This window comes from Arthrobacter sp. BGA-UO-ETr-C19, from assembly GCF_059568005.1.
Map to the genome: position 1 here is coordinate 175,729 of NZ_JCAQPC010000007.1, position 15,482 is coordinate 191,210.

Annotated in this window: 13 protein-coding genes and 1 riboswitch; of the genes, 5 read left to right on the forward strand and 8 right to left on the reverse strand. The window is 66.3% G+C overall.

All coding sequences use genetic code 11. The features are described from left to right. Positions 1-380 precede the first annotated feature (380 nt). From gcvT to AC57BR_RS02880, 3 genes are all read right to left on the reverse strand, one after another. Complete coding sequence (gene gcvT, locus AC57BR_RS02870; protein ID WP_496358250.1) at positions 381-1,544, reverse strand: glycine cleavage system aminomethyltransferase GcvT; 1,164 nt, start codon at positions 1,542-1,544, stop codon at positions 381-383. Between the two features lie 98 nt (positions 1,545-1,642). Next, positions 1,643-4,516 carry an aminomethyl-transferring glycine dehydrogenase gene (gene gcvP / locus AC57BR_RS02875; protein WP_496358251.1) on the reverse strand — a complete coding sequence of 958 codons (2,874 nt, stop codon included), beginning with the start codon at positions 4,514-4,516 and terminating at the stop codon, positions 1,643-1,645. Between the two features lie 189 nt (positions 4,517-4,705). Next, positions 4,706-4,804, reverse strand: a riboswitch (glycine riboswitch). A 124-nt stretch (positions 4,805-4,928) separates the two neighbouring features. Continuing rightward, positions 4,929-5,468, reverse strand: coding sequence for a TetR/AcrR family transcriptional regulator (locus AC57BR_RS02880; RefSeq protein WP_496358252.1), 540 nt, complete (start codon positions 5,466-5,468; stop codon positions 4,929-4,931). A gap of 66 nt (positions 5,469-5,534) precedes the next feature. Between AC57BR_RS02880 and AC57BR_RS02885 the strand changes: the two genes are divergently transcribed. Further along, positions 5,535-7,094 carry an MFS transporter gene (locus AC57BR_RS02885; RefSeq protein WP_496358253.1) on the forward strand — a complete coding sequence of 520 codons (1,560 nt, stop codon included), beginning with the start codon at positions 5,535-5,537 and terminating at the stop codon, positions 7,092-7,094. A 117-nt stretch (positions 7,095-7,211) separates the two neighbouring features. Here the strand turns inward: AC57BR_RS02885 and AC57BR_RS02890 are convergent, their stop codons facing one another. Then, complete coding sequence (locus AC57BR_RS02890; protein WP_496358254.1) at positions 7,212-7,691, reverse strand: Dps family protein; 480 nt, start codon at positions 7,689-7,691, stop codon at positions 7,212-7,214. Positions 7,692-7,906: 215 nt separating this feature from the next. On the opposite strand from AC57BR_RS02890, the gene AC57BR_RS02895 reads away from it, so the two are divergent. From AC57BR_RS02895 to AC57BR_RS02905, 3 genes are read left to right on the forward strand one after another with little or no spacing between them, the layout of a single operon-like run. Next, a complete protein-coding gene (locus AC57BR_RS02895; RefSeq protein WP_496358255.1) occupies positions 7,907-8,944 on the forward strand; it encodes a nitrilase-related carbon-nitrogen hydrolase in 1,038 nt (345 codons plus the stop codon). After that, on the forward strand, positions 8,941-9,966 hold the full coding sequence (locus tag AC57BR_RS02900; protein WP_496358256.1) for an agmatine deiminase family protein: 1,026 nt from the start codon (positions 8,941-8,943) through the stop codon (positions 9,964-9,966). The genes AC57BR_RS02895 and AC57BR_RS02900 overlap by 4 nt, the downstream gene beginning before the upstream one ends. 12 nt (positions 9,967-9,978) lie before the next feature. Further along, on the forward strand, positions 9,979-11,541 hold the full coding sequence (locus AC57BR_RS02905; RefSeq protein ID WP_496358257.1) for an APC family permease: 1,563 nt from the start codon (positions 9,979-9,981) through the stop codon (positions 11,539-11,541). A gap of 133 nt (positions 11,542-11,674) precedes the next feature. Here the strand turns inward: AC57BR_RS02905 and AC57BR_RS02910 are convergent, their stop codons facing one another. The 3 genes from AC57BR_RS02910 to AC57BR_RS02920 form a co-directional block, all read right to left on the reverse strand. Continuing rightward, the gene (locus AC57BR_RS02910) at positions 11,675-12,223 is read right to left on the reverse strand and encodes an AMIN-like domain-containing (lipo)protein (protein ID WP_496358258.1); all 549 of its coding nucleotides are present in this window, start codon (positions 12,221-12,223) and stop codon (positions 11,675-11,677) included. Between the two features lie 353 nt (positions 12,224-12,576). Further along, the gene (locus AC57BR_RS02915) at positions 12,577-12,879 is read right to left on the reverse strand and encodes a DUF4193 domain-containing protein (RefSeq protein WP_076798765.1); all 303 of its coding nucleotides are present in this window, start codon (positions 12,877-12,879) and stop codon (positions 12,577-12,579) included. 103 nt (positions 12,880-12,982) lie between these two features. Beyond that, positions 12,983-13,210: a hypothetical protein gene (locus tag AC57BR_RS02920; protein ID WP_496358259.1), complete on the reverse strand. Its 228-nt coding sequence runs from the start codon at positions 13,208-13,210 to the stop codon at positions 12,983-12,985. Positions 13,211-13,379: 169 nt separating this feature from the next. Between AC57BR_RS02920 and AC57BR_RS02925 the strand changes: the two genes are divergently transcribed. Then, complete coding sequence (locus tag AC57BR_RS02925; RefSeq protein ID WP_496358260.1) at positions 13,380-13,727, forward strand: hypothetical protein; 348 nt, start codon at positions 13,380-13,382, stop codon at positions 13,725-13,727. 227 nt (positions 13,728-13,954) lie between these two features. Here the strand turns inward: AC57BR_RS02925 and AC57BR_RS02930 are convergent, their stop codons facing one another. Then, positions 13,955-15,448 carry an aldehyde dehydrogenase family protein gene (locus AC57BR_RS02930; protein WP_496358261.1) on the reverse strand — a complete coding sequence of 498 codons (1,494 nt, stop codon included), beginning with the start codon at positions 15,446-15,448 and terminating at the stop codon, positions 13,955-13,957. Between the last annotated feature and the right edge of the window lie 34 nt (positions 15,449-15,482).

The window sequence follows — 15,482 nt, forward strand, 5'->3', positions numbered from 1 at the left end:
GTTCAGTTTTCGGGGCCAAGAGTTCTCCGGGCAGCAACCGTGGCTTCCGCGTCTCTGAGGAGCCCACCACGGGTAGGCGGCTCCTCTCCAGCACCTTCGGCGTTCCAAAGCAATGATCCTGAGGAGCTCGGTTTCGACAGGCTCAACCAGCGGTTCGCGGCCCCTCCCCCAGCACCTTTGGCTTTCGAAGGCGCTGGTCCGGAGGACGGTTGTGCCCTGACTACCGGCCAAAGGTGAGCGGCCCTCGAGGGGTGGCTGGCCGCGGTTTTCGAAAGCGTGCGTCAAAGCGACGAAGGAGCAGCACGCGTGAAAACTGGGGCCAGCCGGCCCCGGAGCCGGGAACGGTTTCGCCGCCGGTTTCGACAGGCTCTACCAGCGGGCTACTTGGAGCGCTTGTAGAAAGGCAGTGCGACGACTTCGAACGGCTCCGCCTTGCCGCGCAGGTCGATGTCCAGTGCCGTGCCGGGTTCGGCGTAGGCGACGTCGACGTAGGCCATGGCAACCGGGTAGCCGAGGGTCGGGCTGGGCTGGCCGGACGTGACTTCACCGACGACGTTGCCGTCCTTGAGCACCGGGTAGTGCCCACGGCCGGCGCGGCGGCCCAGGCCCTTGAGACCCACGAGCTTGCGGCCCGAGGTGGAACCGGCGCCGGCTTCCTTCTTGGCTGCCAGCGCGGCCTTGCCCACGAAGTCGCCTTCCTTGGACAGCGCGACGACGGGGCCGAGGCCGGCGGCGAACGGATCGCCCTCGAGGGAGAGCTCGTTGCCGTACAGCGGCATGCCGGCCTCGAGGCGGAGCGAATCGCGGGAGGCGAGACCGGACGGCGTCAGCTCCCCCTCGTCCGCGATGGCGACGATCGACTGCCAAAGTGCGGCGGCGTCGTCGTTCTCCACGAAAATCTCGAAGCCGTCTTCACCGGTGTACCCGGTGCGGGCCAGGAGCAGGGTCCGGCTGGCGCCGCCCACCAGGAAGGAAACCTCGACGGCGGCGTAGTACTTGAGTCCGGTCACCAGCTCGTGCTGTTCTGCCGGGACCAGGCGGAGCAGGATGCCTTCGGCCTTCGGACCCTGGACGGCGATCAGTGATGTGGCGGCGGAAACGTCGTCGACGGCAACCTCGAACCCGCCTTCCCGGGCAGATCCAGCCCGCTGGGCGAGAGCCTCGGCCACCACTTTAGCGTTGCCGGCGTTGGGCACAACCAGGAACCGGTCGTGGCCCTCGGCGTCCACCGGCCGGCGGTACACGATGAGGTCGTCGATGATGCCGCCGTCCTCGTTGCAGATCAGGGAGTACTTGGCCTTGCCGACGGCCATGGCGGAGATCTTGCCGGCGAGGGCGTAGTCGAGGAACGCGGCGGCGTCCGGGCCGGTGACCCAGACTTCGCCCATGTGTGAGAGGTCGAAGATGCCGGCCGAGTTGCGGACGGCGTGGTGCTCGGCGAGTTCAGAGCCGTACTTGAGCGGCATCTGCCAGCCGCCGAAGTCGGTGAACGAGGCGCCCAGCTTCTTGTGCTCCTCGTAAAGGGCAGTGTAGTTCTCAGTCATTGAGGGGTCCTTTAGGTGGGGCGGTGGTCGAGCCTATGGGCCCGGGGTTTCGACACGCTCAACACCCGGGTTTCGAGAGGCTCAACCACCGGACGAATCTAGTTCTCGAAGGCTTCGATCGGCGGGCAGGAGCAGACCAGGTTGCGGTCGCCTGCTGCGCCGTCGATGCGGCCCACCGGCGGGAAGTACTTGTCCTGCTTGAGCGTGGGCACGGGGAAGACGGCCTGCTCCCGCGGGTAGGCGCGGTCCCAGTCGGAGCTGATCGCAGCCGCAGCGGTGTGCGGTGCGTTGCGCAGCGGGCTGTTCTCCACGGTGAAGTCGCCGCTGGCGACCTGGTCGATCTCGCCGCGGATGGCGATCATGGCCTTGATGAACCGGTCGATCTCGCCCAGGTCCTCGGACTCGGTGGGTTCGACCATCAGGGTACCGGCCACCGGGAACGCCAGCGTGGGTGCGTGGAAGCCGTAGTCGATCAGGCGCTTGGCCACGTCCTCGGCGGTGACGCCGGTCCGGGCCGTGAGCTCGCGCAGGTCCAGGATGCACTCATGTGCCACGAGGCCGCCTTCGCCCGTGTAGAGCACGGGGAAGAAATCGTTGAGGCTGGCGGCAACGTAGTTCGCAGCGAGCAGCGCGGACTTGGTGGCCTCGGTCAGGCCGCTGCCGCCCATGAGCTTCACGTACGCCCAGGAGATGGGCAGCACGCCGGCGGAGCCGTACTTGGAGGCCGAGATGGGGGTGCCGTCCGCGCCGTTGGCCGGATCAGCAGCGTTGCCCGGCATGAAGGGGGCCAGGTGGGCCTTGGCCGCGACCGGGCCGACGCCGGGTCCGCCGCCGCCGTGCGGGATGCAGAAGGTCTTGTGCAGGTTCAGGTGCGAGACGTCGCCGCCGAACTTGCCCGGCTGCGCGAGCCCGACGAGCGCGTTGAGGTTGGCCCCGTCGATGTACACCTGGCCGCCGGCCGCATGGATGGCGTCGCAGACCTCACGGACGTCGGCGTCGTACACGCCGTGCGTGGACGGGTAGGTGATCATGATGCAGGAGAGCGCATCCTTGTGCGCCTCGATCTTGGCGTACAGGTCCGCGTGGTCGATGGTGCCGTCGGCGGCGGTGGCCACGACGACCACTTTCATGCCGGCCAGGACGGCCGAGGCGGCGTTGGTGCCGTGCGCCGAGGCGGGGATCAGGCAGATATTGCGCTGTTGGTCGCCGCGGGACAGGTGATAGCCGCGGATGGCCAGGAGCCCGGCGAGCTCGCCCTGGGATCCGGCGTTGGGCTGGATGGACACCTGGTCGTAGCCGGTGATCTCGGTCAGCTGCGCCTCGAGGTCGGCGATCAGTTCACGCCATCCCTCGGTCTGGGAATCCGGGGCGAACGGGTGGATCGAGGCGAACTCAGGCCAGGAAATGGCTTCCATCTCGGCCGTGGCGTTCAGCTTCATGGTGCAGGAGCCCAGCGGGATCATGGTGCGGTCCAGGGCCAGGTCGCGGTCGGAGAGCTTGCGGATGTAGCGCAGCAGCTGGGTTTCGGAGCGGTGCGTGTTGAACACCGGGTGCTGCAGGTACGCGGAGGAACGTTCGACGGCGGCGTCCAGGGCGAAACCGTCAGTCGCCTCCACTGCCCCGGCGCCGAAGGCGGCGAGAAGGTTGGCCACGATGGCCGGCGTCGTTGTTTCATCGGTGGAGATGCCAATGGTGTCGGCGTCGATGCTGCGGAGGTTGATGCCCTTCTGCTCGGCGGCGGCGATGATGCCGGCGGCCTTGCCCGGAACGGAAACCGTCACGGTGTCGAAGAAGCTGGTGTGCAGGACGTCCAGGCCGGCGGCCTTGAGCGATGCAGCCAGGGTCTTCGCGTGGCCGTGGGCGGTTTCGGCGATTGCCTTCAGGCCCTCGGGACCGTGGTAGACGGCGTACATGGAGGCAACGATGGCCAGCAGCGCCTGCGCCGTGCAGATGTTGGACGTGGCCTTCTCGCGGCGGATGTGCTGCTCGCGGGTCTGCAGCGCGAGGCGGTACGCGGGAACGCCGGCGGAGTCCTTGGAGACGCCCACCAGGCGGCCGGGCAGGGAGCGTTCAAGACCCTTCTGCACGGCCATGTAGGCGGCGTGCGGGCCGCCGTAGAACAGCGGAACGCCCAGGCGCTGGGCGGAGCCGACGGCGATGTCCGCGCCCTGCTCGCCCGGAGGCGTGATCAGGGTCAGAGCCAACAGGTCAGCGGCCACCGTCACCAGGGCGCCGCGCTCCTTGGCGGCGGCGATGACCTCACTGTGGTCAAAGACGCGGCCGGAGACACCGGGCTGCTGGAGGACAACGCCGTTGATGTCGCCGTCGGGCAGTCCCTTCGAGAGGTCCGCCACCTCCACCTCGAAGCCGAGGGCTTCGGCGCGGCCCTTGACGATGGCAATGGTCTGCGGCAGGCAGTCCGCATCCAGGACCGTCTTGCCGTCGTGGGCGCCTGCTTTCTGACCTGCGGTCTTATTGGCCCTGCGCATCAGCAGCACGGCCTCGGCCACCGCGGTCGCTTCATCCAGCAGCGAGGCGTTGGCGATGGGCAGGCCCACCAGGTCCTGGACCATGGTCTGGAAGTTCAGCAGGGCCTCAAGGCGGCCCTGGGAGATCTCCGGCTGGTAGGGGGTGTACGCGGTGTACCAGGCGGGTGCCTCAAGGACGTTGCGGCGGATCACCGGGGGCGTCACGGTGTCGTAGTAGCCCTGGCCGATCATCTGGACGGCGGTCTTGTTCTTGGCCGCGAGCTTCCGGAGTTCTGCGAGTGCTTCCACTTCGCTCAGGGCCGGCGCGAGCTTCAGCGCGGAGTCCTGGCGGATGTCGTTGGGCACTGCCGTATCAACCAGCGCGTCGACGGTGTCGTAGCCGACGGCCTTGAGCATGGCTTCGACGTCGGCCTGGCGGCGGGCGCCGATATGCCGGTCGACGAAGGACGAGGAGGCTGAATTAACGGTCAAAAGGAACTCCATAACTAAGGCGACGCAGGGTACGCCACATTGATTCGGGTTCCTCCCCGCTCTGTATTGGACCTGAGAGTTTCCGCGTCGCTGCGCTTTCGCACAGTTCCGCTTGCACCGTCGGTGAGCACAGCATGCCCTGAACCGTCCGCGTGAAGGCGGATCATTTCAAGCGGGCAGCCTGCTGCTTTCCAGAGTTGCCTTGCCGCGGCGGTACATGGGCCTGAGAGATTCCTGGGGAGGTTTTGCTCCTACGGCGCCTGCTTGTACCTACTTGCAGGACTCTCCCGCCGCAGATCAAAGGCTTATTCAATTGAGCGGTGACAGCTGTCACAGAGGCTATTGTCCTACGCCGGGATCGTGTCTGCAAACTGTGGCAGCGTGGGCTGGCACACCCCCGACGGCGGAGCACCCCGCGGCCGGCCTACCCCCTGAGCCGGTCAAGCGCGGCCAGGAGGCTTTCGACGTCGGCCGCCGCCTCGGACGGCGTCGCTGCCGGCCCGACGGACAGCATGGCGTTGAAGTACAGCCCGTCACCCATGTACAGGACCGCCTTGGCCAAGCCCGGGCCGACGTCGCGGGCGATCTCATCCAGCCACCGCTGCTGGATGTGGGCGAACCGGCGCCGCGTCTCCTCGTGTGCCACCTCGGCAAGCCTCGTCGCAGCCACGATGGCACGGTCCAACGGGGTGTCCGCCCAGACGGACGATTTGATGAAGTAGGCGGCCGCGCCCTCGGGAGCCGCAGCCATGGCCTGGGCATCCGCTTCCGCGAACTCGTCCAGGCGGTCCAGCAGGACACCGATCAGCGCTTCCTTGTTCGGAAAGTGGTACAGGAGCCCGCCCTTGGACACGCCGGCACGGGCGGCCACGGCGTCAAGGGTGGCGGCGCGCTCCCCCACCTCGATCAGGAGGGATTCAAACGCATCGAGCACTGCGCCGCGGGCGACCGGTTTTCTGGGCATGGCTTCCATCATGCCCGTTTCCCACCGCGGGTTATAACTATACCGTCCGGACGGTATAGTTATTTCATGACCATGCACTCAACCCTTCGCCCGGCGCGCACTTCCGCACCCCAGGCCAGCGGTGGCGGCGTGCGCGACTGGTTCGCCCTGGCCCTGCTCATGTTTCCGGTCCTCCTCGTGGCCGTGGACAACACTGCACTGACGTTCGCGCTTCCCGCCATCGCCCGCAGCCTCGAGCCCTCGGGCGTGCAGCTTTTGTGGGTGGTGGATGCCTACGCCCTGGTCCTCGCCGGACTCCTCGTTGCCATGGGCAGCCTCGGCGACAGGATCGGGCGCCGCCGGCTGCTGCTGGTCGGAATTTCGGGCTTTGCGGCGGTCTCCGCGGCGTCGGCCTTCGCCCCGAGCGCCGAATGGCTCATTGCCGGCCGCGCGGCCCTCGGATTCTTCGGCGCCATGCTCATGCCATCCACGCTGTCACTGATCCGCAACATCTTCCGGGAGCCGGGCAGGCGGAGGCTGGCCGTGGCCATCTGGGCCGCAGGGTTCTCGGGCGGCGCAGCACTGGGGCCGATCTTTGGCGGCTGGCTGGTGCAGCAGTTCGGGTGGGGCGCCGTCCTGCTCGTGGCCGTGCCCATCATGCTGCCGCCACTGGTCCTGGGCCGCTTCCTCATTCCGGAATCCAAGGATCCGAATCCCGGCCGCGTGGATCTGGCGAGCGTGGCGCTGTCGCTGCTGGCCATGGTGCCCGTGGTCTTCGGCATCAAGGAACTGGCCACCCATGGACCCGGCGTGACGTCGTTCGGAGTTCTGGCGTTTGGCTTGGCCATGGGACTCGTGTTTGTCCGCCGCCAGCAGGTCCTCGCGTCGCCGCTGCTGGACATCTCGCTGTTCAGGAACCGCGTGTTCAGCACGGCGATCACGGCAAACATTCTGGCGCTGTTCTCCTACAACGGCTTCATCCTGTTTCTGGCCCAGCACCTGCAGTTGCTCGAAGGCATGTCACCGTCGGAGTCGGGCACTGCCATGCTGCCGGCCCTGACGGCCACCGTGGTGGCGGGTTTGCTCGTGGTTCCGCTGGTCCGGAAGGTCCGGCCGGGCTTTGTGGTGGCCGCGGGACTGGCGCTGAGCGCCGCCGGCTACTGCATCGTGGCGTTTGGGGATCACGACGCCGGGCCCACCGCGCTGCTGGCCGCCCTCCTCATCCTGGCGCTGGGTGTGGGTTCTGCCGAGACTATCTCGAACGATCTGATTCTCGGCGCCGTGCCGGCGGAAAAATCCGGGGCAGCCGCGGCCATTTCGGAGACCGGCTACGAAGTGGGCTCACTCCTCGGGACAGCCATCCTGGGGTCCATCCTGACCGCGTCATACCAGCAGCATCTCGCCCTGCCGGAGACCGTTGCCCAGACGGTCCCGGCAGGGTCGGCGAACCAGGCCAGGGAGACCCTGGCGGGGGCCGTGGAGCTCGCCGGGTCACTCCCGGCCCCGCTGGCCGAGGGGCTCACGGCGGCCGCCCGGGCCGCCTTCGATTCCGGCGTGCACATCACCGCGGCGATCGCGCTGGTACTGATGGCAGGAGCGTCGGTGCTCGCCGCCGTCGTACTTCGCCGCATCCCGCGCGCGAAGTAGCCGGCAGCGCACGCAACCCGCACCGCATGCCCAGTAGCCGGCACAGAAACGGGCAGCCCCGGAGAAAGTTCTCCGGGGCTGCCCGTTTCCGTCGGCGCGGTTTTTCCCGCCGGCCGGCTACTTGGTGTCAGGGTGCGTGACGCTGGCCGACGCCTTCATATTCTCGGCGCCCACCATCCACGCGTACTGCTCAAGCTTTTCGATGAAGGTGTGCAGCAGGTCTGCGGTGGTGGGGTCTTCCTCATCCACCTCGTCATGGACCTTGCGCATGGTGCCTACGGCCGCTTCGAGCGCTGCCACAATGCGGTCGATCGCATCCTTGGTGTTGATGAGCCCGTCAGGGAACGAGGGAAGGTGGGTCGACTTCGCCACGGTGGCGCTGCGGCCGTCCGGCAGGGCATGCAGGGCGCGCATGCGCTCCGCGATGTCGTCGGCAAAGGCCCGGGCGGCGTCGACGATCTCGTCGAGCTGAAGGTGCAGATCCCTGAAGTTGGTTCCAACGATGTTCCAGTGCGCCTGCTTGCCCTGGATGTGCAGTTCGATCAGGTCCGTCAGGACGGCCTGCATGTTGTTGGTCAGTGTCGGTGAAGCCTTCATGAATCCTCCTCGATTGGTCCAGTGGTTTCGACGCTACCGCAGCCGCCCCGGGACGGGGAGCGCCGGTGCCCGAATTTCACGATCAGCTTACTTACTACTTCGCGGGTCATAAATGATCGGCATTCAAATAACCCTTGCCACGTCCGCGCTGCACGTGCATACTAAATGAACGTCATTCATTTAGTGACCGTCGTCTCACTGGAGTAATCATCATCATGATCGAAATAACCTGCCTCAACGCGCCTGCTTCCCTCGCCCGGACAGCGCCGTCCGGCCGTCCCGCCTTGAGGGTTGGCGTTGTGCAGCACCGCTGGCACAGCAGCACCGCCGCACTCCGCGCGGAACTCAACGACGGCATCGACCGGGCCGCCCGGCTGGGCGCCACCGTGGTGTTCCTGCCCGAGCTCACCCTCTCCCGCTACCCCGCAGACCAGGTTCCGGACAATGACCTTGCACGGCAGGGCCAGGACCGGCCGCGCCCCTCCGACGCCGCCGAGGACCTGCTGACCGGCCCCACGTTCCGCTTTGCCGCCGAGGCCGCCCGCCGGAACGGCATCACCGTCCACGCCTCGCTCTACCAGCGCGCCGGCAACCCGGACGGCTCGGATGACGGCCTGGGCCTGAACACCTCCATCCTCGTGTCCCCGACCGGCGAACTCCTGGCCCGCACCCACAAGCTGCACATCCCGGTGACCGCCGGCTACTACGAGGACAAGTTCTTCCGCCAAGGTCCCGCCGCAGAGGATGCCTACCAGGTCCATGCCCCGGCAGAACTTCGCGGCGCCCGGCTGGGCATGCCCACCTGCTGGGACGAATGGTTCCCCGAACTGGCCCGCATGTACTCCCTCGGCGGCGCCGAGCTGCTGGTGTACCCGACGGCGATCGGTTCCGAGCCGCTGTTCCCGGACTTTGACACCCAGCCGCTCTGGCAGCAGGTCATCGTGGGCAACGGCATCGCCAACGGCCTGTTCATGGTGGTCCCGAACCGCTGGGGCCAGGAGGGCAGCCTGAACTTCTACGGCTCCTCCTTCATCTCGGACCCCTACGGCCGCATCCTGGTCCAGGCGCCCCGCGACGAGTCGGCGGTCCTCGTGGCCGACCTCGACCTGGACCAGCGCAAAGACTGGCTGACGCTGTTCCCGTTCCTGACTACCCGGCGCCCCGACACCTACGCCCGGCTCACCGAACCGGTCCGCCCCGAGGAACCGTTCGGCACTCCCGCCGCGCTTGTAGAGACCGGGGTAAGCGCGTGAGCAGGTGGCGCATGCCGGCCGAGACGGCCCGCCAGGAGCGGCTCTGGATGGCCTTTCCCACCGGCGGCTACACCCTCGGTGACACGGCTGGGGCGGCGCACGCCGCCCGTTCCGTCTGGGCCGCCGTCGCGAACGCCGCCGTCGAGTTTGAACCGGTCACCATGGTGGTGGACCCGTCCGACGTCGGGACCGCCGCACGCTATCTGTCCCCCGCCGTCGAGGTGCTGACGGCGGAACTCAACGACGCCTGGATGCGCGACATCGGCCCGACGTTTGTCCTGGACGGAAACGGCGCCCTAGGCGCCGTGGACTGGGTCTTCAACGGCTGGGGTGCCCAGGACTGGGCCAGCTGGGACAAGGACTCCCTGATCGCCGCCGAGGTGGCCGGCCGGTCCAGCGCCCGGCACCTCGTGTCCGAACTGGTCAACGAAGGCGGCGGAATCCAGGTGGACGGCGAGGGCACGGTGCTTGTCACCGAAACGGTGCAGCTTGATCCGGGCCGCAATCCCGGACTCAGCAAGGCCGACGTGGAGACCGAACTGGCCAGGACCATCGGCGCCAAAAAGGTGATCTGGCTGCCGCGCGGGCTCACCCGTGACTCACAGCGGTTCGGAACGCGCGGGCACGTCGATATCGTTGCCGCCATCCCGTCCCCGGGCACCCTGCTGGTCCATTCCCAGCAGAACCCCGCCCACCCGGACTACGAGGTGAGCCGCGAAATCGTCAGCTTCCTGTCCTCCACCACGGATGCTGCAGGCCGGGAATGGTCGGTCATCGAAGTCCCGGCGCCCGTTGCCCTGACGGATCCGGAGGGCTTCGTGGACTACAGCTACATCAACCATGTGGTGGTCAACGGTGGAGTCATCGCCTGCACGTTCTCCGACCCCAACGACGAGAAGGCACTCCGCATCCTCGCGGATGCATATCCCGGGCGCAAGGTGGTGGGCATCGATGCCCGCGAACTCTTCGCCCGCGGCGGGGGCATTCACTGCATCACCCAGCAGCAGCCCGCTGCCATCTAGAAAGGGCACGTCATGAGCCAAACCACGAGCATCGAGCCCGACGGGAAGAGCACTTCCCCGGCTGGCGAAGCAACGCACGGCATCACCGGCAAGGGCCTGAAGGGCGGGCAGCTGGGCCTCCTGGCCGTCGTCGTCCTGGGTATCTCCTCGGTGGCTCCGGCCTACAGCCTCACCAGTTCGCTGGGGCCCGCCGTCGGGACCGTGGGAGTGCAGCTGCCGGCGATCTTTATCGTCGCGTTCATCCCAATGATCCTGGTGGCGTTCGCCTACCGCGAGCTCAACGCCGACTCCCCGGACAGCGGCACCACGTTCACCTGGGCGACAAAAGCCTTCGGCCCGTTCGTCGGCTGGATGGGCGGCTGGGGTCTGCTCGCTGCCAACATCATTGTTTTGTCCAATCTGGCAGGCGTCGCGGTGGACTTCTTCTACCTCTTTCTGGCCCAGGTGTTCAACAACCCCGAACTCGCGGACCTGACCTCCAACACGGCAGTCAATATTGCCACCTGCCTCTCATTCGTGGCTCTCGCCGTCTGGGTCAGCTACCGGGGCCTGCACGCCACCAAACTCGTGCAGTACAGCATGGTCGGTTTCCAGGTCCTGGTCCTGGGCGTCTTCATCGTCATGGCGCTCACGCACGCAGCATCCGGCGACGCCGGTCCGTCCCTCGCGTTCAGTTGGGACTGGTTCAACCCTGCCAAGATCGAGAGCTTCGAGCAGTTCACCGCCGGCATGTCACTGGCCGTCTTCGTCTACTGGGGCTGGGACGTGTGCCTGACCGTGAATGAGGAAACCAAGGGCGGCAGGGGCACCGCAGGCAAGGCGGGAACGACGACGGCGGTCTCCGTCCTGGCCCTCTACCTGGCCGTCATCGTGGCCACCATGATGGTGGCCGGCACGGGCGCCGACGGCATCGGCCTGAACAACCCGGACAACCAGTCGAATATCTTCGCCGCGCTGGCCTCGCCGGTGATGGGTCCGCTGGCCATCCTGATGTCGCTCGCCGTGCTCTCCGGCACTGCCTCGTCCCTGCAGTCCACCATGGCCTCCCCGGCACGCAGCCTGCTGGCGATGGGTCACTACGGCGCCCTGCCTCCGCGTTTCGCGTCGGTCAGCAAGCGTTTTGGGTCCCCTGGCTTCGCCACGCTGGTCGCGGGCGGGATCTCCGGCGGCTTCTACGCCGTCATGAAGGTGGTCAGCGAGAACGTCCTCAACGACACCATCCTGGCGCTGGGCCTGATGATCTGCTTCTACTACGGCCTCACGGCATTCGCCTGCACGTGGTACTTCCGGCACAGCCTGTTCTCCAGCGTGCGCAACTTCTTCATGCGGCTGCTGTTCCCCATGCTGGGCGGACTGGTCCTCACCGTCGTCTTCATCCAGACGGCCGTGGACAGCTGGGCGCCTGAGTTCGGCAGCGGTTCGGAGATCTTCGGCGTGGGGCTCGTGTTCGTGCTCGGCGTGGGCATCCTGGCTCTGGGGGTCGTCGTCATGCTGGTGATGGCGCGGCTTCGGCCCGGCTACTTCCGCGGCGACACCATCCGCCAGGACACCCCTGCGCTGGTGGTCCCCGAATAGCACAACCTGCGAACGCGGCGATGCCCCGCCTCCCGGACCGGGAGGCAGGGCATCGCCGTTCTTATTGGAGTCAGCCAGCGTCTCAGGGACCCCCTTGTCCCGTCAGCTGCCCTGCTCCCCTACGGCAGGCAACTCACCAGTAGTGGGCGACGTCGACGACCAGCCGGGAGCCGGATCCGGGGCCGTCCAGCGTATATACCTTGAATGGCAGCCGGGCACGGACGCCCAGGCCAAGTGTGGTGTAGCCTTCGAAGCTTCCGGCCCACGCCACCTGCCGGAACGTGTGGTACCCGGACACGTTGGTCACCTCGGACCGGTTGGCTGGAATGAAGGTGGCCTTGCCGGTGGCATTGTCATAGGCAGGCGAATTGATGGTCAGTTGCAGGAAGGCCGCGCCGCGGAGCTTGAGCGGCAGGCCGGAGCCTTCCTGGGCCACCTTGGAAACGTAGCGGACGTTGTAGCCTTTGGCTTTGCCCTTGAGGTCGATCACCAGGCGGTCGAAGCAGTAGTGCTGCCCCGTGCGGACGTTCGTGACGGCTGCGGTGCTCAGAGTCTGGTCTGCCTTCGCCAGCGAGCCCCACACCTGCCCGCAGTAGGAGGCTGCCGAGGCGGAGCCCGGAGCCAGCAGGCCCAGCCCAACAGCCATGAGAATGACTGTGAACCAGGCGGGAATTCTTTTCATTTGGCCACCCCTTTCGGGTGAGTGATTGGATAGCTCCAGAGTAGGAGCACCCAAAGCCCTATACGAGGGATGTGGCCGGTTCGGGGCGCAACCGTTAATGTCGCAAAATACGGGTCACGGGGCCGTGATTGCGGGCGTGCTTTTAAGGGCATCGAGAGGCGTTCGTGGCCCTTTCTCCATGCTTCCGTTACCGCAGATAACGGCGCTGGTGAGGTCCCAAAAAAGCTGTGCGGGCACAAAAAGCGAGGCGCCGGCCTCCCCATGGGGAGCCGGCGCCTCGCGTGGCTTTGCGTTGGCGGCTGCCTGGCTATGAAGGCTGCCTGGCTGCAAAGCGGATATGCGCAGTGGCTGTTTTAGCCTTCGCAGTCGTGGCAGTACTTCATGCCGTTCTTTTCCTTGGCTACCTGGGACCGGTGACGGACCAGGAAGCAGGAGCCGCAGGTGAACTCGTCGGACTGCTCGGGGACGACGATGACCGTCAGTTCCTCGTTGGAAAGATCGGCGCCGGGAAGGTCGATGCCCTCGGCGGTGTCGTTCTCGTCGACGTCGATAACGGCGGTCTGGGCACCACCGCCGCGGGACGCCTGGAGTGCCTCCAGCGATTCGGAGGGAGACTCTTCTTCTGTCTTGCGTGGGGCGTCGTAATCGGTAGCCATAGCGTTGTTCACTTTCGTTGCTGCACAGCGCCATTCAGGCACCTCAGTGAAGCAGTTTAGGTCATAAAGCGGCAACGTCAAGAATAGTGTGGCCAACGCGACACTAAATGGTCTTTTCCACCTGTTTCGCGGGCTGGCTGGCGGCATTTCCGTGGGTCCTGAGCGCGTGGTTGCCCCCGACAGCGACCCCGCTGAGCGCCGGCAGCCACGCCCACCGCGTGACCTCCTGGAGGACGTCGTTGGCCTGCTCGGCAGTGGCAGGAACCGGCGGGAAGAGCAGGGCGTCCGCGAGCGCCGCACGCATCCGGGTAAGAAACTCTGTGATAGTCATGGCGCAAAGCTATGCGGCCAGTGTTGTGGACACGTTTCGGCCGGGTCTCCAGGCAGTTAAGTCTCCGGGCCGATAAGCCGCCAGTACTGTGTGCACTGGCGGGGCGCCGTCGTCGGTCTTAGCCTTGAGCTGTCCCTGGATCTGACCATTCAGCAGATGGAGGCACCACATGGCTACGAAACTGAACCGCAAGGCATTGGAGCATGCACGCAGCCTCGTCAAGAAGGGAAAGGTGGAGCGGGACGTCCGTGATGACTGGAGCGAACACGCTCCCTCAGCGGACGACGAGAACTCCTTCATCGATAAGCACGGCTTCGACGAGTTCTCGAAGTGGCATCTCGGCATTGACAGCGAGAAATCCGAGGGCACCAAGGGCAGCGTGAGTTTCCCCTTCGGGGACCTCAAGAAGGTTCACCGCTGCGCGATCATTTCGCTGGAGGGCAGGGCGGCCCAGTACGACCACGACGACATCCGCAAGGCTGCGAAGGACCTGCTGGAGGAGATCGACGCCGACTAACCGCAGCGTAGTCTGCACGAAGGAAGCCCCTCCGTCCCGGCGCAGCGCCGGAACGGAGGGGCTTGCGGCCCTGAGGCTCAGCAGGTCAGGGCTTCACTCGCCAAGGCTTCACTGGCGCGTGCATCACTGCCGCGTGGATCAATGACCCGGGTATCCCGCCGGAAGTAGACGTTGCCGGTGACGGCGAAGTCGTATTCGTCCTGAGAATGTTGTGCCCGAGACTGGTCTCAGCCGCGGTTGTACATGACGTGCTTGGTGCGGGAGAAGTCCTCCAGGGCGTAGATGGAGAGGTCGCGGCCGTAGCCGGAGCCTTTGAAGCCGCCCCACGGCATTTCGTTGGCGATGACCAGGTGCGAATTGACCCAGACGGTGCCGAAGTCGAGCCGGCGGGGAACGGACAGCGAGCGGGTGGCGTTCGTGGTCCACACCGAGGCGGCAAGCCCGTAGACGGTTTCGTTGGACCGGGTGATGGCCTCCTCGTCGGTGCTGAAGGTCTCCACCGACACCACCGGGCCGAAGATCTCCGTGCTCGCGATCGCGGCACCGGCAGGCACGTCCGTGACCACGGTGGGTTCGATGAAATAGCCCGGCCCCTCCAAGGCCTTGCCGCCGACGGCGATCGTCAGGCCGTCTTTGCGGATGTCGTCCAGGGCCGCCAGGACCCTTTCGTAGTGGGCTTTGGAGATCATGGAACCCATTTCGGTTTCGTCACCCGCACCGGGTGCGCCGACCGAAATTTCGCCCACCTCCCGGACCAGCAGCTCGGTGAACTTCTCCGCGACGGACTCGTGGACCAGGACACGGCACGCCGAACCACATTCCTGCCCGCCGTTCCAGAACCCGGCGGAGCGTACGCCCTTGGCGGCCGCTTCCAGGTCGGCGTCCTCGAACACCACGACGGGTGCCTTGCCGCCCAGTTCCAAATGCACGCGCTTGACGGTGGCGGCTGCGCTTTCGGCGACCTTCTGGCCGCTGCCGACGCTTCCGGTGATCGCGACGAGGTCCACGTCCGGGTGTTCGGAAATCCGGTTGCCCACCACACGGCCCGAGCCGGTGACGATGTTCAGGACACCGGCGGGAACTGCGGCGGCAATGAGTTCGGCCAGCTTGAGCGTGGTCAGCGGAGTCTGCTCCGAGGGCTTAAGCACCAGGGTGTTGCCGGCGGCCAGGATCGGGGCAATCTTCCATGCGGCCATCAGCAGCGGGTAGTTCCAGGGCGTGATCACGCCAACCACGCCCACGGGCTCGCGGAAGACCACCGAGGTGTGGTTCTCCGCATAGTCATCCGCACCGAGCGTGGTGAAGGCACGCGCGGCACCGGCCGAGAACCGGAAGGTGTCAATGGCACTCGAGATATCGTCCTCGGCCACAGCAGCGGGCTTGCCGGTGTTGGCAGCTTCGAGGGTTTCGAGCAGTTCGCGGTTGTCCTCAATGATGTCCGCGATGCGGAGCAGGACGGCGGACCGGTCCTTGGGAGTCTTCGCTGCCCACTCCGCCTTGGCCGCTACGGCGGCCGCGACGGCGGCGTCGACGTCCTCAACCGAACCGGAGGGAACCTGCATGATGGTCTCCTCCGTTGCCGGATTCACCACATCGGCGGTTGAATCCGAAACCGGGGCGACGAACGTCCCGCCGATGAACTGGCCGAAAGGCGGGAGGGACGGCGTGGGTGCGTCGCCCGTCCGGCGGACGGTGAACAATGCTGTTTCTGTCATGGTCATGGTTTTCCTTATGTCCTGTCTTAGCTAAGGGATG